A 25547-nucleotide genomic window follows, 5' to 3' on the forward strand; every position below is an offset into this window, starting at 1 on the left:
AGGCGGAGGGGATGCCGCCGCGGGGTCGGGAGGCGGGGCGTCGCCGAACGTCCTCCAAGGGGGCACGGCGACCTCCGGAACATCCGGCGGTCCGGAGGCCGCCTCCGCCTCCTTGCCGGGGCGGGACCCCTATGCCGCAGCCGACGCGGCGCAGACGGCTCCGGCGTCGGAGGAGTTCGGCGACATGGAGCCCCCTCCCGACGAACCCGACCTCTGAGACCGGAGCGTTACCAGATGCGGACTCGGTCCTCGGGGGCGAGCCACATGGCGTCGGCATCGGTCACGTTGAACGCCTGATAGAACAGGTCCACGTTGCGTACGATGCCGTTGGTACGGAATTCGGCCGGGGAGTGGGGGTCGATCTGCAGATACTGTTCTGCCAGCTCGTCACGGTTCTTGCCGCGCCACACCGAGGCGTACGAGAGGAAGAACCGCTGCACGCCGGTGAAGCCGTCGATGACGGGCGCGTGGTCGAGCGCCGCGGCGACCGATTCCGGCGTCCCGTCGTCGGCGCCCAAAGCCAGCGCATACGCCTTGATGGCGATGTTCACGCCTCCGAGGTCGCCGATGTTCTCGCCGATGGTCAGCGCGCCGTTCACGTGCGGTGCCTTGTCCGGCTGCCCCTGGCGCGCGTACTTCTCGGCCAGCTGCTGCGGCACGAAGCCGTTGTACTGGTCGATCAGCGCCTTCGTGCGCTTCTCGAAGTTCTCGCGGTCCTCGGCCGTCCACCAGTCATGCAGCCTGCCGTCGCCGTCGTACTTCGACCCCTGGTCGTCGAATCCGTGGCCGATCTCGTGGCCGATCACCGCGCCGATGCCGCCGTAGTTGGCGGCGTCCTCGGCGTCAGGGTTGAAGAACGGCGGCTGAAGGATCGCGGCGGGGAACACGATGACGTTCATCGTCGGCTCGTAGTAGGCGTTCACCGTCTGCGGGTTCATCAGCCATTCGTCCCTGTCGACCTCCTTGCCGGCCTTGGCCAGCTGGTATCCCGCCCCATAGCGCCAGGCGTTGCGCAGGTTGTCGACCAGCGACAGGTCGTCGGAGACGCTCAGCGCGCTGTAATCGCGCCAATGGTTCGTGTATCCGATCTTCGGGGTGAACTTAGCGAGCTTCTCCAGCGCCTTGGCCTTCGTGTCCTCGCCCAGCCAGTCGCTGGCGAGGATCGACGCATGGTACGCCCTGATCAGGTTGCCGACCAGCTCCTCCATGCGCGCCTTCGACGATTCGGGGAAGTGCCGGCGCACATACTCGCGGCCCACCTCCTCGCCGCAGATGCCGTTGACCAGCGAGACGCCGCGCTTCCAGCGGTCGCGCTGCTCGGCGGTGCCCGACATCACCTTGCCGTAGAAGTCGAAGCTCGTCTTGTCGAAGTCCTCGCTGAGGAAATGCGACCAGCTGTTGATGATATGCACGCGCGCCCACAGCTTGAGGTCCTCAAGGTCCGCATCCCTCCAGAACCGGTCGATGCCGGTGAGGAAGCTCGGCTCGTGCACGATGACGTGCGACAGCACCGTGGTCATGTCGACAGGCTGCATCGAGGCCGCGGCCGTCACGTCGTAGGCGTTCTGCCAGGCGCGCGCCCACGTTTCGATGTCGAACGAGGGGAGCGCGGCCTTCAGCTGGGCGTAGTCCATCGGATTGTAGGTCTTGTCCTCGTCGCGGGTGGCCACCACGTCCCAGTGGTGCTTGGCGATGCGGGTCTCCACGTCGAGGAACCGCCTCGCCTGTTCGTCGGCCTCGTCGCCGGTCTTCGCATAGCCGGCAAGCCGAAGCAGGGCGGAGACCATGTCCACGTAGGCGTCACGCACCGCCGCATACCGTTCCTCGCGGTAGTACGCCTCGTCGGGCAGTCCCAGACCCTCCTGCTCCACATGCGTGATGTTGTGCTCCGGGTCGCCGGGGTTCGGATACACCATGAGGCCGATGAGATCCGGGCCTCCCGCGGGATTGAGCATGCCGAGCACGCGGGTCAGCTCGGTCTTGTCGGAGGCCGAATCCACGGCTTCGAGGTCGGGGCGGATCGGTTCGATGCCGGCGGCGTTGATGGCGTTCTCGTCGCGGAACGAACGGTACAGGATGGCCGATTTGATGGCCGGGCTGTCGTCGTCCTCAAGGATGTCGCGTACATCCTGCTCGGCGTTTTCTGCGAGCTTGTCGAACGCGCCGAACCGTGCGCGGTCGGCGGGGAGGATGTACGTGTCGATCCACGGTCCGTTGACGTATCGGAAGAAATCGTCGGCTGGCTTGATGACGGAGGAGAAAGATGCCGGGTCGATGCCGGAGATAAGCGAGTCTGTCATAATCCCCAGAGTAACGGTCCAGCCCTACTAACGCCATCGTCGCGGTCCGTTTTCATGGGAGGTTTCATGGAGGCTCCGAATATCGGCCGCTGGCGCCATCCCCGCCGAAAACATGGCCGACCGGCCACTATATGAGAATGGTTATCAAATTATCGACGATGATGGCATGGCGTTGAAGTAATGTGGATGGGAAACAATCGTAGAAAGCGAATCAGACGTGATTGAACTCAAGACCCCCCAGGAAATCAAGGAAATGCGCCCGGCCGGCAAATTCGTCGGATCCATCCTCAAGGACCTGAGGAAAATGACCAAGGTCGGCACCAACCTTCTCGAAATCGACGAATTCGTCAAGCAGCGCATCGAGGCGCGCAACGGCGCCGAATCCTGCTACGTGGACTATGCCCCCGACTTCGGCACCGGACCGTTCGCGCACTACATCTGCACCTCCGTCAACGACGCCGTGCTGCATGGCGTTCCCTACGACTACAACCTCAAGGACGGCGACCTCGTCTCCCTCGACCTCGCCATCAACGTCGACGGATGGGTCGGCGACTCCGCCATCAGCTTCGTCGTCGGCAACGACCCCGACCCCGAGGACCTTCGCCTCATCAAGTGCACCGAGGACGCGCTCGCCGCGGGCATCGACCAGGCCCGCGCCGGAAACCGTCTCGGCGACATCTCCTCCGCCATCGGGGATGTGGCGCGATCCCAGGGATACACCATCAACCTCGAATTCGGCGGCCACGGCGTCGGCCACATCATGCACGGCGACCCGCACGTGCCCAACGACGGCAAGGCCCATCACGGCTACCGTCTGCGTCCGGGGCTGGTCATCGCCATCGAACCGTGGTTCCTCAAGACCACCGACGAGATCTATCAGGACCCGAAGGACGGATGGACGTTGCGTTCCTCCGACGGTTCGCGTGGCGCGCACACCGAGCACACCATCGCCATCACCGACGGCGACCCCATCATCCTCACCGCCCGCGACTGACGCCAGGGCCGTCGTACGCGCGGAATCCGATGGCATGATCGTCGTTCCAGGCGTTTCGCCGTGATACCGGACCGGCTGCGGGATCCCGATCATGCCTTGCCCTCCGGCGGCGCAGTCCCCACTACGTGGGCGAACGGCGGCGTTCTGCACGATCATGCGGTAACCTAATGCAAACACGGCACGACTACGGTGCCATAGCGGTATCAAGGAGGGAATATGTCAACAGCAAGGCTGGAGGTGGAGTCCGTAGCGTACGACCTGCCCGTGGTCAAGGCCACCAGCGGGCCCGACGGCATCGTGGTCTCGAAGCTGCGCAATGACGGCTGGGTCACGCTCGACCCCGGGTTTCTCACCACCGCGCAGTGCGAATCCAAGATCACGTTCATCGACGGCAACAACTCGGTGCTCCGCTACCGTGGGTACCCTATCAGCCAGCTGTGCGAGCATTCGAACTTCCTTGAGGTCGCATGGCTGCTCCAGCACGGCGAACTGCCGAATTCGGAGCAGTACACGACATTTCGTGACGGCATCTTGCGGCGCACGGTCATCGGTGAGGACTTCCGCACGTTCCTCGGAACGTTCCCGCGCGACTCGCATCCGATGAGCGTGCTCGCCTCCGCCGTCAACGCGCTGGCCGCCTACCATCCCGACACGGTCGACATCAACGACCCGGGGCAGCTCGATGCCGCCGCCGCGAACATCATGGCCAAGGTGCGTACCATCGTCTCCCATATCTGGCGCCGCCGCCGCGACGAGCCGCTGCTGTACCCCGACTATTCGCGGGGTTATGTGGACGACTTCCTGCGCATGAGCTTCGCCGTGCCATACACGCAGTTCGAATCCGACCCGCTCATGGTCGACGCCCTCGACAAGCTGCTCATCATCCACGCCGATCACGAGCAGAACTGCTCCACGTCGGTGGTGCGCATCGCCGGCTCCGCCCATGCCAACCTGTATTCCGCAGTGGCGGCCGGCATCAACGCGCTGTCGGGCCCTCTGCACGGCGGCGCCAATGAGGCCGTGCTGCGTCAGCTGGAAGCCATCCGCGACTCCGGCAAAAGCGTACGGGAGTTCGTGGAGGAGGCCAAAAAAGAGGGGCATCGCATCTCCGGCCTCGGCCATCGCGTGTACAAGTCGTATGATCCGCGCGCGGCCATCGCCAAGAAATACCTTGAGCAGATCATGGAGCTGCGCGGAGACGCGTTCGCCGGCGAACGCGACCTGCTTGACGTGGCGCTCGAACTGGAGGACATCGCCCTGCATGACGACTATTTCGTCTCGCGCCACCTTTACCCGAACGTGGACTTCTACACCGGTCTCATCTACCGGGCCATCGGATTCGACCAGGAGATGTTCACTACGCTGTTCGCGCTCGGCCGCATCCCCGGCTGGATCGCCCAATACCGTGAGATGCTCGCCGACCCGGCCACGAAGATCGGCCGTCCGCGTCAGGTGTACACCGGGTCCCCGCAGCGTGATTTCGTGCCGATCGAGAACCGTCCCTAGGCCGTCTCCGGGGAACGTGGGGCGGAATCGTTCCGCGTTTCCCTACCACTGCACGGCGTAGTTCGTGGAGGGCTTCCACGGCTCGCCCGGCCTGACCATCTGGTCTCGCGAATAGTACACATATCCCGGCTTCGGACGCTCCCCGAGCAGTTGCGGCACGCTGACGAACGTATACCCCCTGGCCTTGAGGTCGGTGATGATGCGTTCGGTCGCCTTCGCCGTGCTGCCCTGCAGATCATGCAGCAGGATGATGTCGCCGGGGCGGGTCCATTGCAGCACCTCGTCGTAGACGCCGTCGGCGTCCTTCTCCCAGTCGTAGCCCATCACGTTGAAGTTGATGATGGACGAGTTCATGGCAACGGCCTGGTCTCGCACGTCGTTGCTCCATTCGCTGTATGGCGGCCGGATCATCGAGGGGTAGGTGCCGACGGTCTTCTCCACTGCGGTACTGGTCCTCGTCAGCTGCGAGACCACGTCGGCCTTGCCCAGCGTCTGCAGATGGGGATGATTCCATGTGTGGTTCTCGATCGGATATCCGGCGCCGGCCAGCTCCTTGAGCATCGGCGACGTCTTGTCGGTGATGTGTTCGCCGACCGAGAAGAACGTGGCCGTCGTCCCGGTCTTCTTCAACGCCTGGATGACCGGCGGCGTATTGGCGGCGTCGGGGCCGTCGTCGAACGTCAGCGCCACGCACTTGGCCTTCGTGCAGTCCACGCCCAGTTTGGCGATGTTCGATGCGGTCACTTTGTCCATGGCCTGATTGAGCTGGTCGATGGACCGCTGGTAGACGGTCTTGTCGGTGATGATGTCGTTGCCGTTGAGCTGATCGTCCGCGGCGGTGATGAGCTGCTGCAGCCTGGTGCGCGTGGATTCGTCGGTCACCTTGCCGTCGGTCTGGTCGAGCAGGCCCTTGGACTGGGATACCGCAGCCGTGAGCGTGAACCGGATGGCGGCGTTGGTCTTGTTCGCGACGCCGCGGCGCACGGTCGTCGCATCTGCGGCGATGGCCTTGGCGCGTTGTGAGGCGTCCTTCCCCGCGTCGGTCAATGATTGCGTGCGCGTCGTCAGATCGTCCGCGGACATCGCGTCGTCGCACCGGTACCGTTCGCCGTCGTTGGCGTCGGAGACCAGTGTCTTCGCCTCTGCCACGGCGGTGCGCAACGTGGCGACCGTAGCGGGGTCCTCCACGGCCGAAGGCTGAGTCCCGGCCTCGGATTCGGTGGCCGAGACCGCCTTCCCCAGTGCTGTGGCGGCGTCGAGCAGCGTCGTCCGCGCCGCGGTGCATCGGCTCATCGCCTGCACATGCCGGTTGTGCCGTGAATACGCCACGCCGCCCGAGACGGCGATCGCGGCGACCATCGCGATGACGATGACGATAATGAGCGGTCTACGGCGCCGCGCTCCCCGGACGCTTGCTGCGGAATGCTTGGCCATGGTTTCCCTGCTTCTTCGGTCTTCGATATGCTGCCATGAAAACTGTAACGCACCGGCATCAAGGCGTGTCAGCGGACTTCCGTGGTTTTTGCTATCATTGCCAAGTTGCCGTTTCGGCGACGTGGGGCCTTAGCTCAGTCGGTTAGAGCAGCGGACTCATAATCCGTCGGTCCAGGGTTCAAGCCCCTGAGGCCCCACCATGGTGATCCCCTGACGATCATGGTGATCCCCTGACGATTTCCCTGATTCCATGCGGTTTGTTCTCGTTCGTCGAGTCTGGTGGTTCCCGTCTGTTACTTCTCCGATTCCGTCGTACCCTCCGCGTAGATGGAACGGCTGTTCACCCGGAACCAGATGATCGCGAACACCATGATCGCCGCGTAGATGAGCAGCAGATTCGTGTAGTTCGCGGCAGCGCCCGTCGCGCCGATGAGATTCGTCGCCATGTTGCCGCCGGAAAGGGAGTTCGTGGCGATGGGCGTGCCGAAGATGGCGATGCCGATCGAGCCGGCACCCTGCATGGCCAGATCGTTCATGCCAACCCCTCGTCCGGATTGTTCGGCGGGCAGCGTGCCCAGCACGGTGTCGACGGTGGGGGAGTAGAGCATGGCCATGCCGCCGTAGAACAATGCGATGCAGATGGCCAGGGCCACCGGTCCGGCAAGCACGCTGAACGCCGCGCTCAGCGTGCCCAGGCACATGAGCGAGGCGCCGAGCGTGATGGTGGTCCTGCGTCCGAGCCTGCCGACGATGGCACCGGACGACGTGCCGCTGACGGTGGCGATGATCAGCGCCGGCAACAGTACGAGCGACACCTGCGCGCTGGTCATGCCGTATATGCTTGCGCCCATGGCGTTGTACAACGGCGTGATGGAGAAGTTGGTGAAGTAGAAGAGGAACATCAGAGCCACGGCCTTCCACCAACGGGTGTTGTGGAAGAACGCCGGGGTGATGAACGGGTCGCGCGCCCTGCCGATGTAGACGGCGAACACGGCGAACGTGACGATGGATCCTACGAGCAGCGGCCAGTGCAGATCGGAGAAGAACAGGGTGAGCTGCAGCACCGCGAGCGCGAAGATGATGAAGCCGGGAACGTCCACGTGCGCGGCTTTTCCGGTGGTGTGCGGCAGGTTGGCCAACAGTGTGGGCACCACGAGGATCGAGGCCATGGGGATGAGGAACAGGTATGACCAGTCGATGGCGCTGACGACGCCGCCGCTGACGACGCCGATGGCTGTGGCGAGCTGGTAGGCGGCCGTGAACATGCCGAAGTACAGCAGTTTCCTGCCGGCGTGGAGGTATCGCGCCACGATGACGAGGTATACGGAGCCGGCGGCCTGGAATCCGGCCGTCTGTATGGCTCGGAACACGATGATCTCCAACAGGCTGCCATGCAGCACGAATCCCAGGAGCGAGCCGGCCCAGAGCAGCACGAGCCCGAACATGGTCATGCGTTTGAGCGAGGAGAAGTCGCAGAGCGATCCGTAGACGAAGCAGACGATGCCGAGGACGACGCCGGGGACGGCGGTGATCAGCGATGCCTGTCCGGCGGCGCCGACGTCGGCGCCGACCTGTTGGAACACCAGATTGAACGCCTGCAGGCACAGGGTGCCGAGCATGTAGATGAACAGCAGCGGAATAAGCGTTTTGCGTGCTTTCGCGGCGACCTCGTCGTTGGTCTGGTCGGGCGTTCGTTCGGCTGCCGTGATGGAGGGCCGATTGCTCATGAAATCCTACTTCCTATAGAACCGTCTGGGTAATCGGCTCGTTATTTGTCGTGTTGTCGTGCGGGGGAGCCGAAGGGCCGCATATGCCGGATACATTGTCGGCCCCCGGGTTTTCCGGAGGCCGACAGGGGGTGTCATTCGGCCTTGGCGAGGCCGGTGATGCGGGTCATGAACTCGTTGAGGAACCGCGGCACGTCGACTCCGACGGCGACCTTCATGGTCTTGACCGGGTCGTTGAGCCGCTCGTTGTCGCCGATGGTCCGTCCGCGGGTGGGGCCTTCGACGTCGACCTGCATGTTGATGTCGAGCGTGGTGACCAGACTCGGATCCACCGCCACGCCTACGGCGAGCGGGTCGTGCAGTCCGCATCCGCCCAGATGCGGCGATGTGGTCTCGTACGCCTTGATGTAGTAGTCGGTCATGTCGGCGAGGAACCGGCCTGCCGGCGTGCCGAGGGCGCGCCATCGCCGCGTCTCCTCGTAGGTGAGCAGCGTCTGCAGGGTCACGTCGAGGCCGATCATCGTGGCGGGGGCTTCGGAACGGAACAGCCGGTTCGCCGCGTCCGGGTCCTGCGAGATGTTCGCCTCGCTCCATGCGGAGACATTGCCGCAGACGGTGAGCGCGCCGCCCATGAGGACGATGCCGCCGATTTCGTCCTTGATTTCGGGTGCCTTGTCCAGGGCCGCGGCGATGTTGGTCATCGGTCCGGTCGGCACGTAGACAAGGTCCTTGCCGTAGGTCTTCACCGCATCGATGATGAAGTCGACGGCGGGTTCGGTCTCCGGTTCGCGGTCCGAATCGGGGATGTCGACGTCTCCGATGCCGTTCTGTCCGTGGATGAACGCGGAGACCGGCTGCACTGCGAACGAGTCCTTGGTGCTGGCGTGGGGCAGGCCCTTGTACACCTTCACCTCGGGGTGCCCGAACAGGTCGGTGACCGCGAGCGCGTTGCGTACGCCCTGGTCGAGCAGCACGTTGCCGTAGGTTCCGGTGATGCCGATGAGTTCGACCTCCGGGCTGCCGAGCGCGTAGGCGGTGGCGAGGGTGTCGTCGATGCCGGTGTCGAGATCGAGGATGAGTTTCTTGGTCATGGATTCCCCTTATGAGTCTTGTGAGTGGTGAGCCTTATGGGTAGGTTCTATCGTCCGCGTGTCACCAGACGAACAGACCGACGGTGGCGGCGGAGAGCAGGGAGACCAGGATGCCGGAGAGCAGCATTCGGCCGACCTGCTTGGAGATGGCGTCGTTCTTCTCCTTGTCGACGATGCCCTTGAAGCAGCCGATGACCATGCCCAGCGTGGAGAAGTTGGCGAAGGAGGTGATGAACACCGTGAGCACGGCCTTGTAGTGGGCGGCGTAGGTGGCGACCTCGCCGGTGATCTGGCCCATGACGACGAATTCGTTGGTCACGAGCTTGAGGCCCATCAGCTGCGAGAACTCCCATGCGGTGCCCGGATCGAGGCCCATGAGCCAGGCCGGCACGTACATGATCACGCCGAGGATGGATTCGAGCGAGAGCTTGTCCCAGATCATGCCGAGACCGGCGTCGATGAGCGCGGCGAGTGCCACGAAGGCCACCACGTTGGCGGTGATGATGAGGATCAGCTTGCCGCTGCCGAGGATGGAGTCGCCGAGGAAGGAGAAGAACGGTTCCTTGACCGGCTTGCTTGGGTCGTGCTTGAGGAGCTTCTTGTACCAGGGCAGGGCCTTGTATTCCTCGATGGCCTTGTCCTTGGCGGTCTGCTCCTCGGCGGTGAGCTCCACGACGTCGTCCTCGGACGCGGGGTCGCCCAGGCTGTAGATCACGTCCTCGTCCTTGGTGACCTCGACCGGGTAGAGCATGTGGCTGACGATCAGGGCGTTGATGCAGTTCAGCGGGATGGCGGTGATCACGAACTCGCCGGGCACCATCTGGATGTAGGAGCCGATGATGGCGGCGGTGACGCAGCTCATCGACATCATGGCCAGCGTGACGTTGCGCCCGGCTTTCATGCGTTGCAGCTGCACCTTGGAGACGGCGAGGGCCTCGGTGTTGCCGAGGAACATCATCTCGACGGCGTAGAAGGTCTCGAACTTCGGACGGCGGGTGACGAAGCTCAGTCCGCGGCCGATCCACTTGATGACCCACGGCAGGAAGCCGATGTAGGTGAGGATGTCGAACAGCGGGACGATGAGCAGGATCGGCAGCAGTGCGCTGGCGATGAAGTTCACCGGTGCGGGGTTGGTGCCATCGGCGCCGACCCAGTTGGCGAGGGCGAAGTTGACGCCCTTGTAGGAGATGTTGACGATGGCGGCGAATCCGTCGGCCGCGGCCTTCACTGCGGCGCGTCCCCACTCGAAGCTGGTGAGGAACCAGGCGATGACGAGATTCAGGGCCAGCATGCAGCCCACGGATCTGTAGTCGATGCCTTTTCGGTTGTGGGAGAATACCCAGCCCAGGGCCAGGAAGACCACCAGGCCCAGAATGTTTATCGCGAGATACATGAGTTCCCTTCCTTTGGTTCTCTTTTTCCCGAGTGCGCATGGCACTCATACCCACGGTAGTGGGCGTTTGTGTCGATTGATTGATGTCGTGGTGAATGGTCGCGGGCGTCGGTCCGGCGTATGCGTCGGATCAGACGATGACCCGGTGGATCAGCGTGATGGGCTCGGCCTCCTCGCCGATGGTGATGTTGCTGCGGATGAGTCGTTCAACGTCCGCGATGTCCTCGCGGTCGCTGTGCACGGTGAGCAGCACGTCGCCCTTGCGGACGGCGTCTCCCACCTTGTGGTTCAGTGTCAGGCCGACCGCGTAGTCGAGCGTGTCGTCCTTGGTGGCGCGTCCGCCGCCGAGCATCATCGAGGCGATGCCCATCTCGTCGGCGCGCATTCCGGTGACGACGCCGTCCTCTTCGGCGAGGATCGGTATGCGGTACCGTGCCTGCGGCATGATCGTCGGGTCGTCGACCACGCGCCCGTCCCCGCCCTGCGCCTCGATCATCGCCCGGAAGCGTTCCAGCGCGGAGCCGTCCGCGATCTTCGCCGTGAGCTTTTCCCGGGCCTCGTCGAGGTCGGACGCCTCGCCCGCCATCACGACCATCTGGCTGCCGATGGTGAGCACCAGGTCGGTCAGGTCGTCGGGGCCTTCGCCGCGCAGCACGGCGATCGATTCCTCGATCTCCAATGCGTTGCCGATGGCGAGGCCGAGCGGCTGGTTCATGTCGGAGATCACGGCCATGCAGTCCATGCCTACGCCCTTGCCGATGTCCACCAGGGCGTGGGCGAGCGCGACGGCGTCGTCCTCGTTCTTCATGAACGCGCCGGCGCCGGTCTTGACGTCCATCACCAGGGCGTCGGTGCCGCTGGCGATCTTCTTGCTCATGATCGAGCCGGCGATCAGCGGGATGGAGTCCACAGTGTCAGTGACGTCGCGCAGCGCGTAGATCTTCTTGTCTGCGGGGGCGATGTTGCCGGTGGCTCCGGCGATGATGCAGCCGACTTCGCGCAGCTGGCGCTTGAAGGCGTCCTCCTCGATCTCCACGGTGTATCCGGGAATCGCCTCAAGCTTGTCGAGCGTGCCGCCGGTGTGGCCGAGCCCGCGTCCGGAGATCATCGGAACGATGATGCCCAGCGAGGCCACGAGCGGGGCGAGCGGGATGCTCACCTTGTCTCCGACGCCGCCGGTGGAGTGCTTGTCCACCTTCTTGCCGGGGATGTCGCTCAGGTCGAGCCGGTCGCCGGAGTCCAGCATGGCCATGGTCAGGTCGCGGGTCTCTTCGGCGGTCATGCCGTTGAACCAGATCGCCATGAGCAGGGCGCTGACCTGATAGTCGGGGATTGCGCCGTCGGTGTAGCCCTCGACGAAGAAGTCGATCTGCTCCTTGGTCAGGGTTCCGCCGCTTCGTTTGGTGTCGATGACGTCGGTCATTCTCATGATGGGCTCCTTTGCCTCACTGATAAAACGATAAATCACAACCAGGCTTTTTACCAATGTAAGTGTCGATTTATGAACGTTTGTTCGTTTGCGTTGTCGTCGGCGATGCACGTCGGTTCACCGTCGACGACGCGGTACGGATGGCATGGCCCGTCCGGGCCATGATGGGCTAGCCGCCGTATTCCAGCAGGTCTGTTGCGCTGTTTTCGTCGATGACGAGCGTGTTGGCGTATCCGGCGCTGATGGCGCCGTGGGTGGCCGGCACCTTGATCGGCGTGGCGGCCACGAGTATGCTATGCGGCTTGGTTCTGAGCTCCTCGGGTCGCAGGCCGATCGTGCGGTCGTCGATGTCGTCGTCGACGATGCGTCCCCTGTCGTCGATGAACCGGGAGAGCACGTCGCCGGCGGCCTCGCGGCGCAGAAGGTCGCGTTCGTCGCGCGTCAGGTATCCCAGACGGAGCAGCAGCGCCGAATCCTGCACCGACCCGACGGTGAAGACGGCGATGTTGGCGTGCCTGCCCATGTCGAAGATGTGGGAGATGTAGGTTTCCTGCTCCACGAGCTCCCTTGTCTCGCGGCGGTCGAATATCACCGGCAACGGCAGATACTGCGGCAGGGTGTGGAAGGCCGCCGCGAAGGCGTTGGCGCTTTCGAAGGCGTAGTTGTTGCTCTCCGTGTTCGAGACGCTGCCTTTGATCTGCACGACGGCCACGTCGTGGACGTCCTTCGGGGCCAGATGCTTGCCGATGGCGTACAGCGTGCGTCCCCATCCCAGTCCGATCACGTCGTCGCTGCGCACGATGGATTCGATGTATCCGGCGGCGGCCTGCCCCACGGTGTCGAGCCGGTCCTTCGGCGCGATGTTGGTCATCGGCACGACGACGGCCTTCTTCAGGCCGTACCGCCGTTCGAGTGCCTCGGCGAGGTCGGGTGCGTCGCCGCTCGGGTCTGCGATGTCGATGCGGACCAGTCCCGTCTGCCGCGCGTAATGCAGCAGACGGGAGACGGTCGGGCGGGAGATGTGCATGGCCTTGGCGATCTCGTTCTGGCTGTAGTCCTGCTGGTAGTACAGTTTGGCCACCTTCAGGGCGTCGCGGTTCTTCTTCGCCTGTGTGTTCATGCCGGGCTCCCGTCCGTTCGTCGGTCGCGTCATCGTGATGCCGGGCGGCTCACGCGATGGCGGTCTCCAGCGCGATGACGATCATGTCGTTGAAGGTCTTCTCGCGTTCCTCGCTCGTCGTCTTGCCCTCGCCGAAGATGAGGTCGGAGACGGTGAGGATCGACAGCGCCCGGAAGCCCAGCTTCGCGCCGAGCAGATACAGGCCGGCCGATTCCATCTCGGTGCCGAGCACGCCGTAGTCCGCGAGTTTCTTCATGTCGAGCTCGTCGTTGTAGAAGCGGTCGGCGGCGAAGATGTCGCCCACCTTCACATCGACGCCCTGCTTCTTGGCCACATGGTAGGCGGTGTCGAGCAATTCGAAGTTGGCCAGTGGGGCGTAGTGCACGCCGTGGCCGAACGTGTTGGTCACCACGGCCGAGTCGGTGGTCGACCCGGAGGCGAGCAGCACGTCGCGCAGCTTGACGTCGGGTGCCATGCCGCCGCAGGAGCCCACGCGGATGATGGTCTTCACGCCGTAGACGGTCGCCAGCTCGTTGGTGTAGATCGACAGTGAGGGAATGCCCATGCCGCTGGCCTGCACGGAGACTCGATGGCCCTTGTACGTGCCGGTGAAGCCGAGGCAGTTGCGCACGCCGTTGACCTGCACCACGTCCTCCAGGAAGGTCTGCGCGATGTGCTTGGCGCGCAGCGGGTCTCCCGGCATGAGCACGACGTCGGCGTAGTCGCCCGGATTCGCTTCGATGTGGGGTGTTGCCATGATGGATGTCCTTTCGTGATCGATGATCGATGGTTGTTGTGTCGTCCGTGCGGAGGGGTCAGCTGATCCGGTTGAAGAAGCTGGTGCCGTTCCCGTTGCCCTCGACGCCGAAGTTGTCGAGGATGGTCGCGCCCATGTCGGAGGCGGTTTCGCGGATGCCGAGCGACGTGCCGGGGTTCGGCATGCCGGGGGAGTAGGCGAGGATCGGCACGAACTCGCGGGTATGGTCGGTGCCCTTGTAGGTGGGGTCGTTGCCGTGGTCGGCGGTGATGAGCAGCAGGTCGTCGTCGTGCATGTTGGCCATCACCCGGCCGAGCCGCTCGTCGAAGGCCATGAGAGCCTCGCCGTCGCCCTGGGCGTTGCGCCGGTGGCCGTACATGGCGTCGAAGTCCACGAGGTTGGTGAAGCACAGGCCGGTGAAGTCGGAGGCCATGGCTTCGTCCACATGGTCCATGCCGTCCATGTTGCTTTTGTTGCGCCATCCCCTGGTGATGCCGTGCCCGGAGAAGATGTCGTTGGTCTTGCCGACGGCGAGCACGTCGTATCCGGCGTCGTGGAGGAAGTCCAGCACGGTGGGCGCGATGGGCTCCAAACCATAGTCGTGGCGGTTCGACGTGCGGGTGAAGTGGTCCTTGTCGGGGCCGACGTACGGGCGCGCGATCACGCGCCCCATCACGATCTCGGGTCCGTTGATCAGCGTGCGGGCATACTCGCAGATGCGGTAGAGCTCGTCGAGGGGGATCACGTCCTCGTGGGCGGCGATCTGCAGCACCGAGTCGCCGGAGGTGTAGAGGATCAGGTCGCCGGTGGCCATCTGGTGCTCGCCGTAGTCGTGGATCACCTCGGTGCCGGAATACGGCTTGTTGACGATCACCTTACGGCCGGAGAACCTCTCCAGGGCGTCGACGATGCTTTGGGGGAATCCGTCGGGGAAGGTCGCCATCTCGAACCTCACCGGCAGGCACATCATCTCCCAGTGGCCGTCAAGCGAATCGTTGCCGTGCGAGGTGATGGTCATCTTGCCGAAGCAGCCCTCGGCGGGGTCGGCGGCGGGCACGCCCTTGATCGGCGGGACGGCGGGGTCGATGTCGCGGATGTTGCCCAGGCCGATGCGGGCGAGGTTGGGCAGATGAAGCCCGCCGTCGAAGAACTCGCCGATGTGGCCGAGCGTGTCGGCGCCGACGTCGTCGAACCGGGCGGCGTCCGGCGCCTCGCCGATGCCGATGGAGTCCAGCGCGATGGTCAGGACGCGTTTGTATGTGTATGCCATGGAAAGGCTTCCTTTCGCCATTGAAAGAGGATGTTGAACGATGCGGTCGAAGGATGATGCCGGGACGGTGCGGGGATTCGGGGCCGGTGGTATGGGGACGTGTGTCCGGGGGCGGAATCTCCCGGACACACGGGGAGGATGGTGGCGGGACTACTGCCGCGCGGCCTCTTCGAGGATGACCACGGAGGCGGAGACGCCGAGCCTGGTGGCTCCGGCCTCGATCATGGCGTAGGCGTCGGCGAGGCTGTGGATGCCACCGGCCGCCTTGACGCCGAAGTCGGGTTCCACGGTCTCGCGCATGAGCTTCACGTCGTGGACGGTCGCCCCGGCGGTGGAGAAGCCGGTGGAGGTCTTCACGAAGTCGGCGCCGCCTTCGACGGTGAGGCGGCTCGCGCGCACCTTCTCGTCGTCGGTGAGCAACGCGGTCTCGATGATGACCTTGAGCAGCTTGCCCTTGGCGTGGGTGGCGTCGGCGACGGCTTTGATGTCGGCGAGCACGACGTCGTCGTTGCCGCCCTTGAGTTCACCGATGTTGATGACCATGTCGATCTCGTCGGCGCCCTTGTCGATGGCGTCGTTGGTTTCGAACACCTTCACGTCGGTGGTGTTGGCGCCGAGGGGGAATCCGATCACGGTGCAGGTGGCGATGCCGGTGCCGGCGAGGGCCTTGGACACGCGTGGGATCCAATAGGGGTTGATGCATACGGATGCGGTGCCGTACTTGATGGCGTCGGCCACGGTGCTGTCGATCTGTTCGGCGGTCGCGTTGGCCTTGAGGAGCGTGTGGTCCATGTATTTGGCGAGCTGTGCCTGTGTGAGGGACATGATTGGCTGTGCCTTTCTGATTATTCACGGTGTTCGTGAAGGGGCTGCCGTCACTGGCCGCCTTGCACAATCAAGCCTATCATCAATTTTTACAAATGTATACCTAAGCACATGAACGTTTGTTCAATTATCGGTGAATCACCGTTGCACGGATGCACACGCCGATGCCCGGCCGCGTCGAAATCATGACCGACGACCTCCCCGTCGGTTGTCAAAACGGTGAATTGCGCGTATAATCCCGTTGGTTCCGGTTCACGTCAGGCCATAGGGGCATGGCGACCCGGTCCTGAAATACATCCTAGGAGTCAACTATGAAGCAGGGAATCCATCCCGAATACGTGCCCACCGAGGTCGTGTGCTCGTGCGGCAACACCTTCGTCACCCGTTCCACCGTCACCTCCGGCCACATCACGGCCGATGTGTGCGCGAAGTGCCACCCGTTCTACACCGGTAAGCAGAAGATCATGGATACCGGCGGTCGCGTGGCCCGCTTCGAGAAGCGTTACGGCAAGAAGGCCAAGTAACAGACGTCGCGACGCCAGTCCTGCGTGGGATCCGATCGGAAAACGCGCATGACTGGCGTTTTTGTATGCTTGGAGACAGTCGACGCAACCCGACCATACGACGTAACCCGACCATCTGACGTAAAGAAAAGGCGAACATGGCAGAAGAGTTTCCCGCGGCGAGGACCGCATTGGAGGAATACCATCGCATCGAGCAGGACATGAGCCGGCCCGAGGTGGCCTCCGACCCCGACAAGATGCGCAAGCTCGGGCGTCGCCACGCCGAACTGAGCGTCATCGTCTCCGCGTACCAGCGGTACATGTCGCTGAACGACGACTACGAGGCCGCCAAGGAGATGGCGTCCGAGGACCCCGACTTCGCCGAGGAGGCCAAGCGCATCGAGGAGGAGATCCCCGGGGCCCGCGAGAAGCTGCGCACCGCGCTGATCCCGCGCGATCCGGACGATGCGCGCGACACCATCATGGAGATCAAGGCCGGCGCCGGCGGCGAGGAGGCCGCCCTGTTCGCTGGCGACCTGCTGCGCATGTACATGCGGTACGCCGAGCGCCGAGGCTGGACGACCGAGATCCAGAGCCAGAACGGCACCGAGCTCGGCGGCGTGAAGGACGTGCAGATCGCCATCCGCGCCAAGGGGGCCGTGGCGCCGGCGGACGGCGTATGGGCGTCGCTCAAATACGAGGGCGGCGTGCACCGCGTTCAGCGTGTGCCCGTCACCGAATCGCAGGGCCGCATCCAGACGTCGGCGGCCGGCGTCATCGTGTTCCCCGAGGCCGACGAGGACGACGACGAGGTCGAGATCGATCCGAAGGACCTCAAGATCGACATCTTCATGAGCTCCGGCCCGGGCGGACAGTCCGTGAACACCACGTACTCCGCCGTGCGCATGACCCACATCCCCACCGGCATCGTGGTGAGCATGCAGGACGAGAAGTCGCAGATCCAGAACCGCGCCGCGGCCCTGCGCGTGCTCAAATCCCGCCTGCTCGCCATGAAGCATGAGCAGGAGGCCGCCGAGGCCGCCGACATGCGCCACTCGCAGGTGCGTTCGCTCGACCGTTCCGAGCGCATCCGCACCTACAACTTCCCCGAGAACCGCATCGTCGACCACCGCACGAACTACAAGGCGTACAATCTGGACGCCGTGCTCGACGGCGACCTGCAGGCCGTCATCGACTCCGACATCCAGGCCGACGAGGCCGCACGTTTGGCCGCCGCCCAGCAGTGACGGCGAAACGTCGAAACTTGGTCGAACCGTCCATAAGGGGCCGGTTCGCGGCGTGCTTGTGACCGGTTTCGCCAAATAGGCGGACCGGCAGTCGGTTGATGGAGCCGGGGAGGGAGAATCTCCGATGGAAAACCCGAATATCGGCGGCCTCGTGGATGACGCCGCCCGGACGCTTGCCGCCGCCGGCGTCGACACCCCGCGGTTCGACGCGAAGCTGCTGCTCGCGCACGCGGCCGGCGTGGAGCCGAGGGACGTGGACCGTGCGGTGTTGATGGGGGAGCCTCTGGCGTTCGATGCCGCACGGTTCCATGCCATGGTCGTACGTCGCGCCGGGCGCGAACCGTTGCAGTACATCGTCGGACACGCCCCGTTCCGCTATCTCGACGTCGAGGTCGGCCCCGGCGTGTTCATTCCCCGGCCGGAGACCGAGACCGTGGTGCAGGCCGGTCTCGACTGGCTCGCGGCCCATCGTCGTGGCGGACGGCCGCGCGTCGTGGACCTGTGCGCCGGCAGCGGCGTGATCGGGCTGTCGGTCGTCACCGAGGTCCCCGATGCCGAGGTGTGGGCGGTCGAACTGAGCGAAGCCGCCCACACCTGGACGGAACGCAACCGACGCCTTGTGACCGCCGGCCATCCCGACGTCGCGGACCGGTATCATCTCCTGCTCGGCGACGCCACGTCGCCCGGAATCCTGGCGGAACTCGACGGCACGGTCGATCTGGTGATCTCGAACCCCCCGTATGTGCCCGAAACCGATGTGCCCCAACAGCCCGAGGTACGCGACCACGATCCCGAATCCGCGCTGTACGGCGGCTCCCCGGACGGATTGCGCATCCCCGAACGCATCATCGGCCGGGCGGCGTGCCTGCTGCGGCCGGGCGGCGCGCTGGTCATGGAGCATGACATATCACAGGGGGCGGCGTTGCGGTCATACTCCGCCGCCCACGGGTTCGGCGACGTCGCCACCGGCGACGACCTCACCGGGCGCCCGCGATATCTGTTCGGCGTCTACCGCGCGTAATCCTGATACACGCTGGCGTCGGCGTCGGTGATGGTCCTGATCACACGCGCCGGATTGCCCACGGCCACCGAATTCGCCGGAATGTCCTTCGTCACCACGGACCCCGCGCCGATCACGCAGCCGTCGCCGATGGTCACGCCGCCCAGCACCGTGACGTCGCCGCCGAACCAGCAGTTCGAACCGATGACGATCGGCTCGCCGTATTCGTAGTTGTAGAAGCCGCCGTCCGGGTGGCGCCGTACGTTACGGTCCTGCCAGCGCAGGGGATGCATCGGCGGCAGCAGCGAGATGTTCGGACCGAACATCACGTCGTCGCCGATCGTCACCGGAACACAGTCGAGCACCGTGAAGTTGAAGTTCGCGAACATGCGGGCGCCGACCGTGGTGTGGATGCCGTAATCGAAGAAGACGGGCCCCATCACGTCGAGCCCCTCGCCATGGCCCGGCAGCAGCTCGTCCAATACCTCGGCCCTGGCCTCGTCGTCGTTGCGTGAAAGGGCGTTGAACCTCGTGCACAGGTCGCCGGCCTTCTTCCGCAGGGCCAGGAGCTCGGCATCGGAGGAGTCGTAGAGCTTCCCGGCGAGCATCTCCTCGCGTTCGCTCGCGCGGGGCGTGCGCAGTTCGATCGGTGGAATCATGGTCATGGTGCATCCTTTGTGAGTACGTTTGTACGTATCATAATTCATGAATCGGCAGATATCCTCCCGATGCGGGGATTATCGGGGCGTATCGCGCGGTTCATGAATCGCGGGATGTCGCCGCATCCCATCGTCGGCACGAAGTGGTGCAATGGTGAGGCTCGAACAGGGAGGACATCATGGTTCGGATCATGCCGATCGACGATACGGCGCTGGAAATCGCGGCCCGGACGGTCCGCGACGGAGGGATCATCGTGCTGCCCACCGACACGGTGTACGGCATCGCATGCGACCCGCGCAATCGCGACGCCGTGGCGGCGGTCTTCGCGGCGAAGCGCCGTCCCGCGGCGAAGACGCTGCAGGTGCTGTTCCCCTCCGTCGACGAGCTTGCCGACTACTCGCTCGAACTGCCGGTGCCGCTCGACCGGCTTTCCCGCGTGTTCCTTCCCGGCGCGTTCTCGCCGATCTGCGTGGCGCGCGACGATTGCCCGCTGGTCACGGTCCGCACCGTTGCGAACGCCCGCCCCGGCAGGACGCAGGGCATCCGGGTGCCCGATTCCGAGGACGCCCTGCGCATCCTTCGCGCCACCGGCCCGCTCGCCGCGTCGAGCGCCAACCTCTCCGGAGGGGAATCCGCCCAGACGGTGCGGCAGGCTGCGGACGCGCTCGGCGACTCCGTGGACCTGTACCTCGACGGCGGTCCCACACCCGGCCCGTTGTCGAGTACAGTGGTGGCGTCGGACGTTCACGGACGCGACGGCATCGCCATCCTGCGTGAAGGCGTGATCGGCCAGCGAACCATCCGACAGGCGCTGCACGGCAGGGACCGCGCGGCATGACCGCACGACGACCCATGACGATACGACGACCCATGACGATACGACAAGCCATGACGACCACGATGACGGAAGGCATCCAAGCATGAGAATCTACCTGTTCATCGCCGCCATCGCCGGCGGCGCGACGTTCCTGCTGACGCCGATCGTCCGCCACGTGGCCATCGAATTCGGCGCGGTCGGCCGGGTGCGCGCCCGCGACGTGCACAAGATCCCGACCCCGCGCATGGGCGGCGTGGGCATGATGCTCGGCTTCGTGGTCGCCATGTGCTTCGCCAGCCGGCTGCCGCTGACGCGCGGACTGTTCCACAACTCCCTGCAGCCCTGGATCATCACCATCGGCGCGGTGCTCGTCTGCCTGCTCGGCGTGTGCGACGACCGCTGGGACCTCGACTGGATGCTCAAGCTCGCCGGCCAGCTCATCATCTCGGTGTTCGTGGCATGGGGAGGCCTGCAGGTGGTGTCGCTGCCGTTCGGCTCCCTGGTGGCCGCCTCGCCGAGCATGTCCATGGCCATCACCGCGATCCTCATCGTGGCGTCCATCAACGCCGTGAACTTCGTCGACGGGCTCGACGGCCTGTCGTCGGGCATCGTGGCGATAGGCGGCGTCGCCTTCGCCATATATTCGTACATCATCGCCCGCAATTCGCCCAGCTACGCGTCGATGGCCACGATGATCGACGTCGCCCTGGTCGGCATATGCATCGGGTTCCTCCTGCACAACTGGCATCCGGCGAAGCTGTTCATGGGGGATTCCGGCTCCATGCTGCTCGGCTATCTCGTCACCTGCGCGTCGATCGTGATGACCGGCCGCCTCGATCCGACGACCATCCATGCCAGCATCTTCCTGCCCATGTTCATGCCGATACTGCTGCCCGTGCTGGTGCTGTTCCTGCCGGTGCTCGACATGTGCCTCGCCATAACGCGGCGTCTGGCGAAAGGTCAGTCGCCGATGCACCCCGACCGCATGCATCTGCATCATCGCATGCTGCGCATCGGGCACACCGTGCAGGGCGCCGTGCTCATCCTGTGGGGCTGGGCCGCGCTCATCGCCTTCGGATCGATCATGGTCCTGTTCTTCAGCATCAGATACGTGGCCATCGGCTTCGCCATCGCCACGGTCATACTGACGTTCGCCACGCTGTATCCGTATTTCCGCCGGCGCATCCCCGAGATCCGCGCGGAAAACGCCGCCATGTCCGCCGCGCGCGAATCGGCGAAGGGTAATATGGGACGTCCGAAACATAGTACGGATACGGTTACGGCGGGACGCCATCGCAGGGCCGAACGCGGGAACGACACATCGGTGCGAGACCAGACCGCGAAACACTGACGGCCATACGACACTGATGGCCATACAACACTGACGACCACGAAACACTGACGACCACGGACGACGGATGGAAGACATGATGAACGACAAGAACAACGAGGGCAGGACCGTGAACGGGGACGACGCCAGGCCTCGCGGCCGCTTCGGCAGGCCGAAGCGCGCCGGCGAGGAGACCATCTGGGAGCTCATGTACCGGGCCATCTACCAAAGCCTGCTGTTCATCGGCGTCTTCGCCGTGGTCGGCGTCATCGTCGGATACATGTTCTACGGGCTGCCGGGCATATGGTCGGCGGTCATGGCCCTGGTGGCCGTGGTGCTGTTCTGCCTGTCGAACCCCCTGCTGGTGGCGATCCTGAGCCGCATGCACCTGCGTCCGGCGGCGTACCTCACCTGGTTCCTGCTCGGCTGGATGATCAAGGTGGCCATCGTGGCGGTCATCCTGCTGTCCATCAAGGACGCCACGTGGCTCAACCCCAAACTGTGCGCGATACTGCTGCTCATCGGCGCGATGATCATCCTCGCGGCGGAGGTGCACACGGCCGCCACATCGAGGGTCCCGTACGTCGACCCGCCGACGCGTGACCCTTCCAAGGAGTGAGATGCCGATTTCGTGTCCGAGACACGGAATGGTAGTGAGGTCTACGCACGACTATAGAGTAAATCTATGGCTTCTAACACTTCAGAACAAGAGTCCGCATACAAACCGCTCGCCACTCCATTCCAGCAGCTTGGACTGGCCTACGATGACGTTCTGTTGCTCCCCAACGAGACCGACGTCATTCCGTCCGAAGTCGATACCTCGACCCGTCTGACCCGCGAGATCACCATGAAGTCCCCGGTGCTCTCCTCCGCCATGGACACGGTGACCGAGGCCCAGATGGCCATCGCCATGGCCCGCAACGGCGGCATCGGCGTCATCCACCGCAACCTCAGCATCGAGGACCAGGCCAATCAGGTCGACATCGTCAAGCGCAGCGAATCCGGCATGATCTCCGATCCGCTCACCGTGCAGCCCGACGCCACGCTGACCGACCTCGACAAGCTGTGCGCCGCCTACCACGTCTCCGGCCTGCCGGTCGTCGACAAGGACGACCATCTGGTCGGCATCATCACCAACCGCGACATGCGTTTCGTCAACCCCGACGACTACGACCGCCTGCGCGTCTCCGACGTGATGACCAAGGAGAACCTCATCACCGGTCCGGCCGACATCTCCAAGGAGGACGCCCACCGTCTGCTCGCCCAGCACAAGGTCGAGAAGCTGCCGCTCATCGACGCCAACGGCAAGCTCGCCGGCCTGATTACGGTGAAGGACTTCGTCAAGACCGAACAGTACCCGGACGCCACCAAGGACGGGCAGGGCCGTCTGCGCGTTGCCGCCGGCATCGGCTTCCTCGGCGACGCATGGCAGCGCGCCACCGCCCTCATGGAGGCCGGTGTGGACGTGCTCGTCGTCGACACCGCCAACGGCGAGGCCCGTCTGGCGCTCGACATGATCCGTCGCATCAAGGCCGACCACGCCTTCGACGGCGTGCAGGTCATCGGCGGCAACATCGCCACCTACAACGGCGCCAAGGCCATGATCGAGGCCGGCGTCGACGCCGTCAAGGTGGGTGTGGGCCCCGGCTCCATCTGCACCACGCGCGTGGTCGCCGGCGTCGGCGTCCCGCAGCTCACCGCCGTGTACGAGGCCTCCCGCGCCTGCAAGGAGTTCGACGTCCCGTGCATCGCGGACGGCGGCATCCACTACTCCGGCGACATCGGCAAGGCCCTCGTGGCCGGCGCCGACTCCGTGATGCTCGGCGGCCTGCTCGCCGGTTGCGAGGAGGCCCCGGGCGAGAAGGTGCTTCTGCACGGCAAGCAGTACAAGATCTACCGTGGCATGGGCTCCCTCGGCGCCATGGCCCCGCGTGGCAAGAAGTCCTACTCCAAGGACCGCTACTTCCAGGCCGACGTCACCACCGCCGACAAGGTCGTGCCGGAAGGCGTCGAAGGCCAGGTGCCCTACCGAGGACCGCTCAACTACGTGCTGTACGAGCTGGTCGGCGGCCTGCACCAGACGATGTTCTACGTCGGCGCCCACAACATCCCCGAGCTCCAGGCCAAGGGCAAGTTCATCCGCATCACCGATGCCGCGCTGCGTGAATCCCACCCGCACGACATCGTGATGACCAAGGAGGCCCCGAACTACACCGGCTTCCACAGCTGACGACTCCGGTCGGCCGCCGATACCGGCTGAACGGCCTCGGACCTGATAGCGCACAACGGCTTCCCGTCGCCAATCGCGGCGGGAAGCCGTTTGCCGTCGTATGCGAATCCCGGATACCAGGGGGCGGAGGCCTCCCCATGAGTGATGAGTTACATCGTATTTCATCACTCACGACAGTGTGCTAACCCAATGGGTATTCGAAACCGTTGTCAAACACCAGATATCCATCGGTGCTTGGCAGATCAAACATGACGGTACCTTTCGCTTTCACTGCGGGGCCTATCGAATCGGGCAGTCGGTTCTGTTCGGGAACGCAGTTTGCGGTGACTGAGTTCATGGGGTTCCCGCTCCATTGGGTTCTGTCCTTTTCGATGTATTTCCACGCGCCCTGCATGCCGAGAGTGAATATGCTGATATTGCTGTCCCTCATCTGCGGAGTGGTCTGCACGGTGAAGTCGATGGTGACGAAATGCCCGTTTTTCGGTTTGCCATAATTGTTCCACTGGTCCGTGGCACCTTTGCATGGTGGGTCGAGTGTGATCTTTGTCGCAGTCCACGAGGCTATTTCGGTGCGGTCATTCTGAGACTTCGTATATGCGGCTTTGTCGCCGATATGCTTGATGAGATAACCGCGTTCGCTTTTCTTGGACGTGGTGGTAGGCGATGATGATGCTTTTTCCGGTTTCCGATAGCTTTCGGAGGCTGTTGTCCTCGCCCTGTTGTCGTTGATTACGGCGGTGACCGTAAGTGTGCATGCCACGGAAACCGCTGCAACGATGATGGCGGCGATAACAAGCTGAAGCCACGACAAGGTGACTGTTTTTTTTGGTTGGATTATTCATTGCTGAAGGTTCCTTTCCGGAACGAATCGTTGATGATACGAAGTATGAATCAGTCTTTGATCTCAAAAACAATGACGTGCTATGTGAATTTTGCCGGCGCGATGTCGTAACATCCGAAATCGGTTTCCATAGCTGGAACATCGAATACGGTTTCGTCGACTTATCCAGCTTTAATAACGGCTCTCCCCCCCGTTATGGGGGAGAGCCGTTTATGACTACTTGACAGCGATTTTAGGGGCGTTGGTTATGTTGTACTGTGTGAAGTCGGTTCCATTCTTGTCAAGAGAGTAGAGAATGGTCGTTGCCTGTGCATGGGTCACATTCTTGTCTGAGGGGTCAAGCATGAAATCGATATCGGCTGATTGACCGGGCTGTAGAGCTGTCTGCAGTTGTCCATTTGCTTCTCCGGTCACTTTCCCGCCAGCATCAAGCTTCGCCACAACAATGCCGACATTACTTAATGTCTTTGTGCCATCGTTGCGGACAGTGATGACTCCCCGACCATATCCGGTTCCGTAAGTATCTCCGTTCCAATGTCCGCCAGTGACTTTTATTGCCTGCTCACTTGTCGACTGCTTTTGCTGCTGCTGCGTTTCCTGTTCGATTTGGCTCATGACCTGGTCGTAGGCATCGGCGATTTTCTGGCGATCGGCTTCGCTGGCCTCCGCACGGTTATTGGCATCGTCAATGGCTGTGGAACTCATGCCGACCCCGGCCACGACGCCTATGACCAGAGCTGCGACGATGGCGACAATCAATCCGATGAACGCAGGGAGCTTCAGCGTAATGGTTCGGCTTTGTGCTCTCGGTTCCGCGGTCTGTGGCGTTTTGTACGGGGATGAGGTCGGTGTCGTTCGAGGAGCCCACTGGGAGGAGGTATCCTGCGGCGGATTGTGGAATGGATGTTGCGGAATCCGTGTCTGTGTCGTCGAGGATGTCGGGGCGGCGGAGGGCGCCTGGTTACCTCCTATCGCTGCCCCCCCCTGAGCGGGTTGTGCCGGATGAGGGGTTTGTTGCTTCTCCTGGTTCGGCTTGTTGCCGTCTATGGGATGGGTTTCCTCGTTCATGATGG

Annotated in this window: 23 protein-coding genes and 1 tRNA gene; 11 read left to right on the forward strand and 13 right to left on the reverse strand. The window is 63.7% G+C overall.

From position 1 onward, the window contains the following. On the forward strand, positions 1 to 217 hold a 217-nt coding region (locus DF200_RS10835), incomplete at its 5' end, for a hypothetical protein (RefSeq protein ID WP_439098324.1). A 10-nt stretch (positions 218 to 227) separates the two neighbouring features. Here DF200_RS10835 and DF200_RS07965 read toward each other — a convergent pair. Further along, positions 228 to 2300, reverse strand: coding sequence for a M13 family metallopeptidase (locus DF200_RS07965; protein WP_109137748.1), 2073 nt, complete (start codon positions 2298 to 2300; stop codon positions 228 to 230). A gap of 217 nt (positions 2301 to 2517) precedes the next feature. On the opposite strand from DF200_RS07965, the gene map reads away from it, so the two are divergent. Together map and DF200_RS07975 are read left to right on the forward strand one after the other, a co-directional pair. Further along, on the forward strand, positions 2518 to 3294 hold the full coding sequence (gene map / locus DF200_RS07970) for a type I methionyl aminopeptidase (RefSeq protein WP_109137749.1): 777 nt from the start codon (positions 2518 to 2520) through the stop codon (positions 3292 to 3294). 216 nt (positions 3295 to 3510) lie between these two features. After that, entirely contained in the window at positions 3511 to 4800 is a 1290-nt protein-coding gene (locus DF200_RS07975) for a citrate synthase (RefSeq protein WP_109137750.1), read from the forward strand. 42 nt (positions 4801 to 4842) lie between these two features. On the opposite strand, the gene DF200_RS07980 is transcribed toward DF200_RS07975, so the two are convergent. Next, positions 4843 to 6234: a polysaccharide deacetylase family protein gene (locus tag DF200_RS07980; protein WP_109137751.1), complete on the reverse strand. Its 1392-nt coding sequence runs from the start codon at positions 6232 to 6234 to the stop codon at positions 4843 to 4845. A gap of 123 nt (positions 6235 to 6357) precedes the next feature. Here DF200_RS07980 and DF200_RS07985 point away from each other — a divergent pair. Then, positions 6358 to 6434: transfer RNA gene (locus DF200_RS07985), tRNA-Ile, on the forward strand. A 93-nt stretch (positions 6435 to 6527) separates the two neighbouring features. Here the strand turns inward: DF200_RS07985 and DF200_RS07990 are convergent. The 8 genes from DF200_RS07990 to deoC all read right to left on the reverse strand — a co-directional run bounded on the left by DF200_RS07990 (position 6528) and on the right by deoC (position 15846). Continuing rightward, positions 6528 to 7961 (reverse strand): MFS transporter, encoded by a 1434-nt coding sequence (locus DF200_RS07990; RefSeq protein ID WP_109137752.1) that lies wholly within the window; start codon positions 7959 to 7961, stop codon positions 6528 to 6530. A gap of 134 nt (positions 7962 to 8095) precedes the next feature. Continuing rightward, positions 8096 to 9052, reverse strand: coding sequence for a nucleoside hydrolase (locus tag DF200_RS07995; RefSeq protein WP_109137753.1), 957 nt, complete (start codon positions 9050 to 9052; stop codon positions 8096 to 8098). A gap of 61 nt (positions 9053 to 9113) precedes the next feature. Continuing rightward, positions 9114 to 10445 (reverse strand): NupC/NupG family nucleoside CNT transporter, encoded by a 1332-nt coding sequence (locus tag DF200_RS08000; RefSeq protein WP_109137754.1) that lies wholly within the window; start codon positions 10443 to 10445, stop codon positions 9114 to 9116. Between the two features lie 130 nt (positions 10446 to 10575). Further along, on the reverse strand, positions 10576 to 11874 hold the full coding sequence (locus DF200_RS08005) for a pyrimidine-nucleoside phosphorylase (RefSeq protein WP_109137755.1): 1299 nt from the start codon (positions 11872 to 11874) through the stop codon (positions 10576 to 10578). A gap of 169 nt (positions 11875 to 12043) precedes the next feature. Beyond that, a complete protein-coding gene (locus DF200_RS08010; RefSeq protein ID WP_109137756.1) occupies positions 12044 to 12994 on the reverse strand; it encodes a sugar-binding transcriptional regulator in 951 nt (316 codons plus the stop codon). A gap of 49 nt (positions 12995 to 13043) precedes the next feature. Next, a complete protein-coding gene (deoD, locus tag DF200_RS08015) occupies positions 13044 to 13751 on the reverse strand; it encodes a purine-nucleoside phosphorylase (protein ID WP_109137757.1) in 708 nt (235 codons plus the stop codon). 58 nt (positions 13752 to 13809) lie between these two features. After that, positions 13810 to 15021 (reverse strand): phosphopentomutase, encoded by a 1212-nt coding sequence (locus DF200_RS08020; RefSeq protein WP_109137758.1) that lies wholly within the window; start codon positions 15019 to 15021, stop codon positions 13810 to 13812. A 150-nt stretch (positions 15022 to 15171) separates the two neighbouring features. Next, a complete protein-coding gene (gene deoC, locus DF200_RS08025) occupies positions 15172 to 15846 on the reverse strand; it encodes a deoxyribose-phosphate aldolase (protein ID WP_109137759.1) in 675 nt (224 codons plus the stop codon). Positions 15847 to 16157: 311 nt separating this feature from the next. Here deoC and rpmE point away from each other — a divergent pair, with 311 nt between their 5' ends. The 3 genes from rpmE to prmC all read left to right on the forward strand — a co-directional run bounded on the left by rpmE (position 16158) and on the right by prmC (position 18617). Then, a complete protein-coding gene (rpmE, locus tag DF200_RS08030) occupies positions 16158 to 16370 on the forward strand; it encodes a 50S ribosomal protein L31 (RefSeq protein WP_109137760.1) in 213 nt (70 codons plus the stop codon). Positions 16371 to 16507: 137 nt separating this feature from the next. After that, the gene (gene prfA / locus DF200_RS08035; RefSeq protein ID WP_109137761.1) at positions 16508 to 17596 is read left to right on the forward strand and encodes a peptide chain release factor 1; all 1089 of its coding nucleotides are present in this window, start codon (positions 16508 to 16510) and stop codon (positions 17594 to 17596) included. Positions 17597 to 17720: 124 nt separating this feature from the next. Continuing rightward, entirely contained in the window at positions 17721 to 18617 is an 897-nt protein-coding gene (gene prmC, locus DF200_RS08040; protein ID WP_109137762.1) for a peptide chain release factor N(5)-glutamine methyltransferase, read from the forward strand. On the opposite strand, the gene DF200_RS08045 is transcribed toward prmC, so the two are convergent. Continuing rightward, entirely contained in the window at positions 18605 to 19261 is a 657-nt protein-coding gene (locus tag DF200_RS08045; RefSeq protein ID WP_241520199.1) for a sugar O-acetyltransferase, read from the reverse strand. The two genes, prmC and DF200_RS08045, sit on opposite strands and share 13 nt — an antisense overlap. A gap of 173 nt (positions 19262 to 19434) precedes the next feature. Between DF200_RS08045 and DF200_RS08050 the strand changes: the two genes are divergently transcribed. From DF200_RS08050 to guaB, 4 genes are all read left to right on the forward strand, one after another. Beyond that, positions 19435 to 20094 (forward strand): L-threonylcarbamoyladenylate synthase, encoded by a 660-nt coding sequence (locus tag DF200_RS08050; protein WP_109137763.1) that lies wholly within the window; start codon positions 19435 to 19437, stop codon positions 20092 to 20094. An 82-nt stretch (positions 20095 to 20176) separates the two neighbouring features. Further along, positions 20177 to 21424, forward strand: a complete 1248-nt coding sequence (locus DF200_RS08055; protein ID WP_109137764.1) for an MraY family glycosyltransferase — start codon at positions 20177 to 20179, stop codon at positions 21422 to 21424. A 76-nt stretch (positions 21425 to 21500) separates the two neighbouring features. Beyond that, positions 21501 to 22022: a Cg1360 family ATP-synthase-associated protein gene (locus DF200_RS08060; protein WP_109137765.1), complete on the forward strand. Its 522-nt coding sequence runs from the start codon at positions 21501 to 21503 to the stop codon at positions 22020 to 22022. Between the two features lie 66 nt (positions 22023 to 22088). Continuing rightward, positions 22089 to 23633: an IMP dehydrogenase gene (gene guaB / locus DF200_RS08065; protein WP_109137766.1), complete on the forward strand. Its 1545-nt coding sequence runs from the start codon at positions 22089 to 22091 to the stop codon at positions 23631 to 23633. 181 nt (positions 23634 to 23814) lie between these two features. Here the strand turns inward: guaB and DF200_RS08070 are convergent, their stop codons facing one another. After that, a complete protein-coding gene (locus DF200_RS08070) occupies positions 23815 to 24444 on the reverse strand; it encodes a hypothetical protein (RefSeq protein WP_109137767.1) in 630 nt (209 codons plus the stop codon). A 246-nt stretch (positions 24445 to 24690) separates the two neighbouring features. After that, positions 24691 to 25542 (reverse strand): FxLYD domain-containing protein, encoded by an 852-nt coding sequence (locus DF200_RS08075; protein WP_109137768.1) that lies wholly within the window; start codon positions 25540 to 25542, stop codon positions 24691 to 24693. Between the last annotated feature and the right edge of the window lie 5 nt (positions 25543 to 25547).

Origin of the sequence: Bifidobacterium catulorum, assembly GCF_003129925.1 — a bacterium.
Lineage (GTDB): Bacteria > Actinomycetota > Actinomycetes > Actinomycetales > Bifidobacteriaceae > Galliscardovia > Galliscardovia catulorum.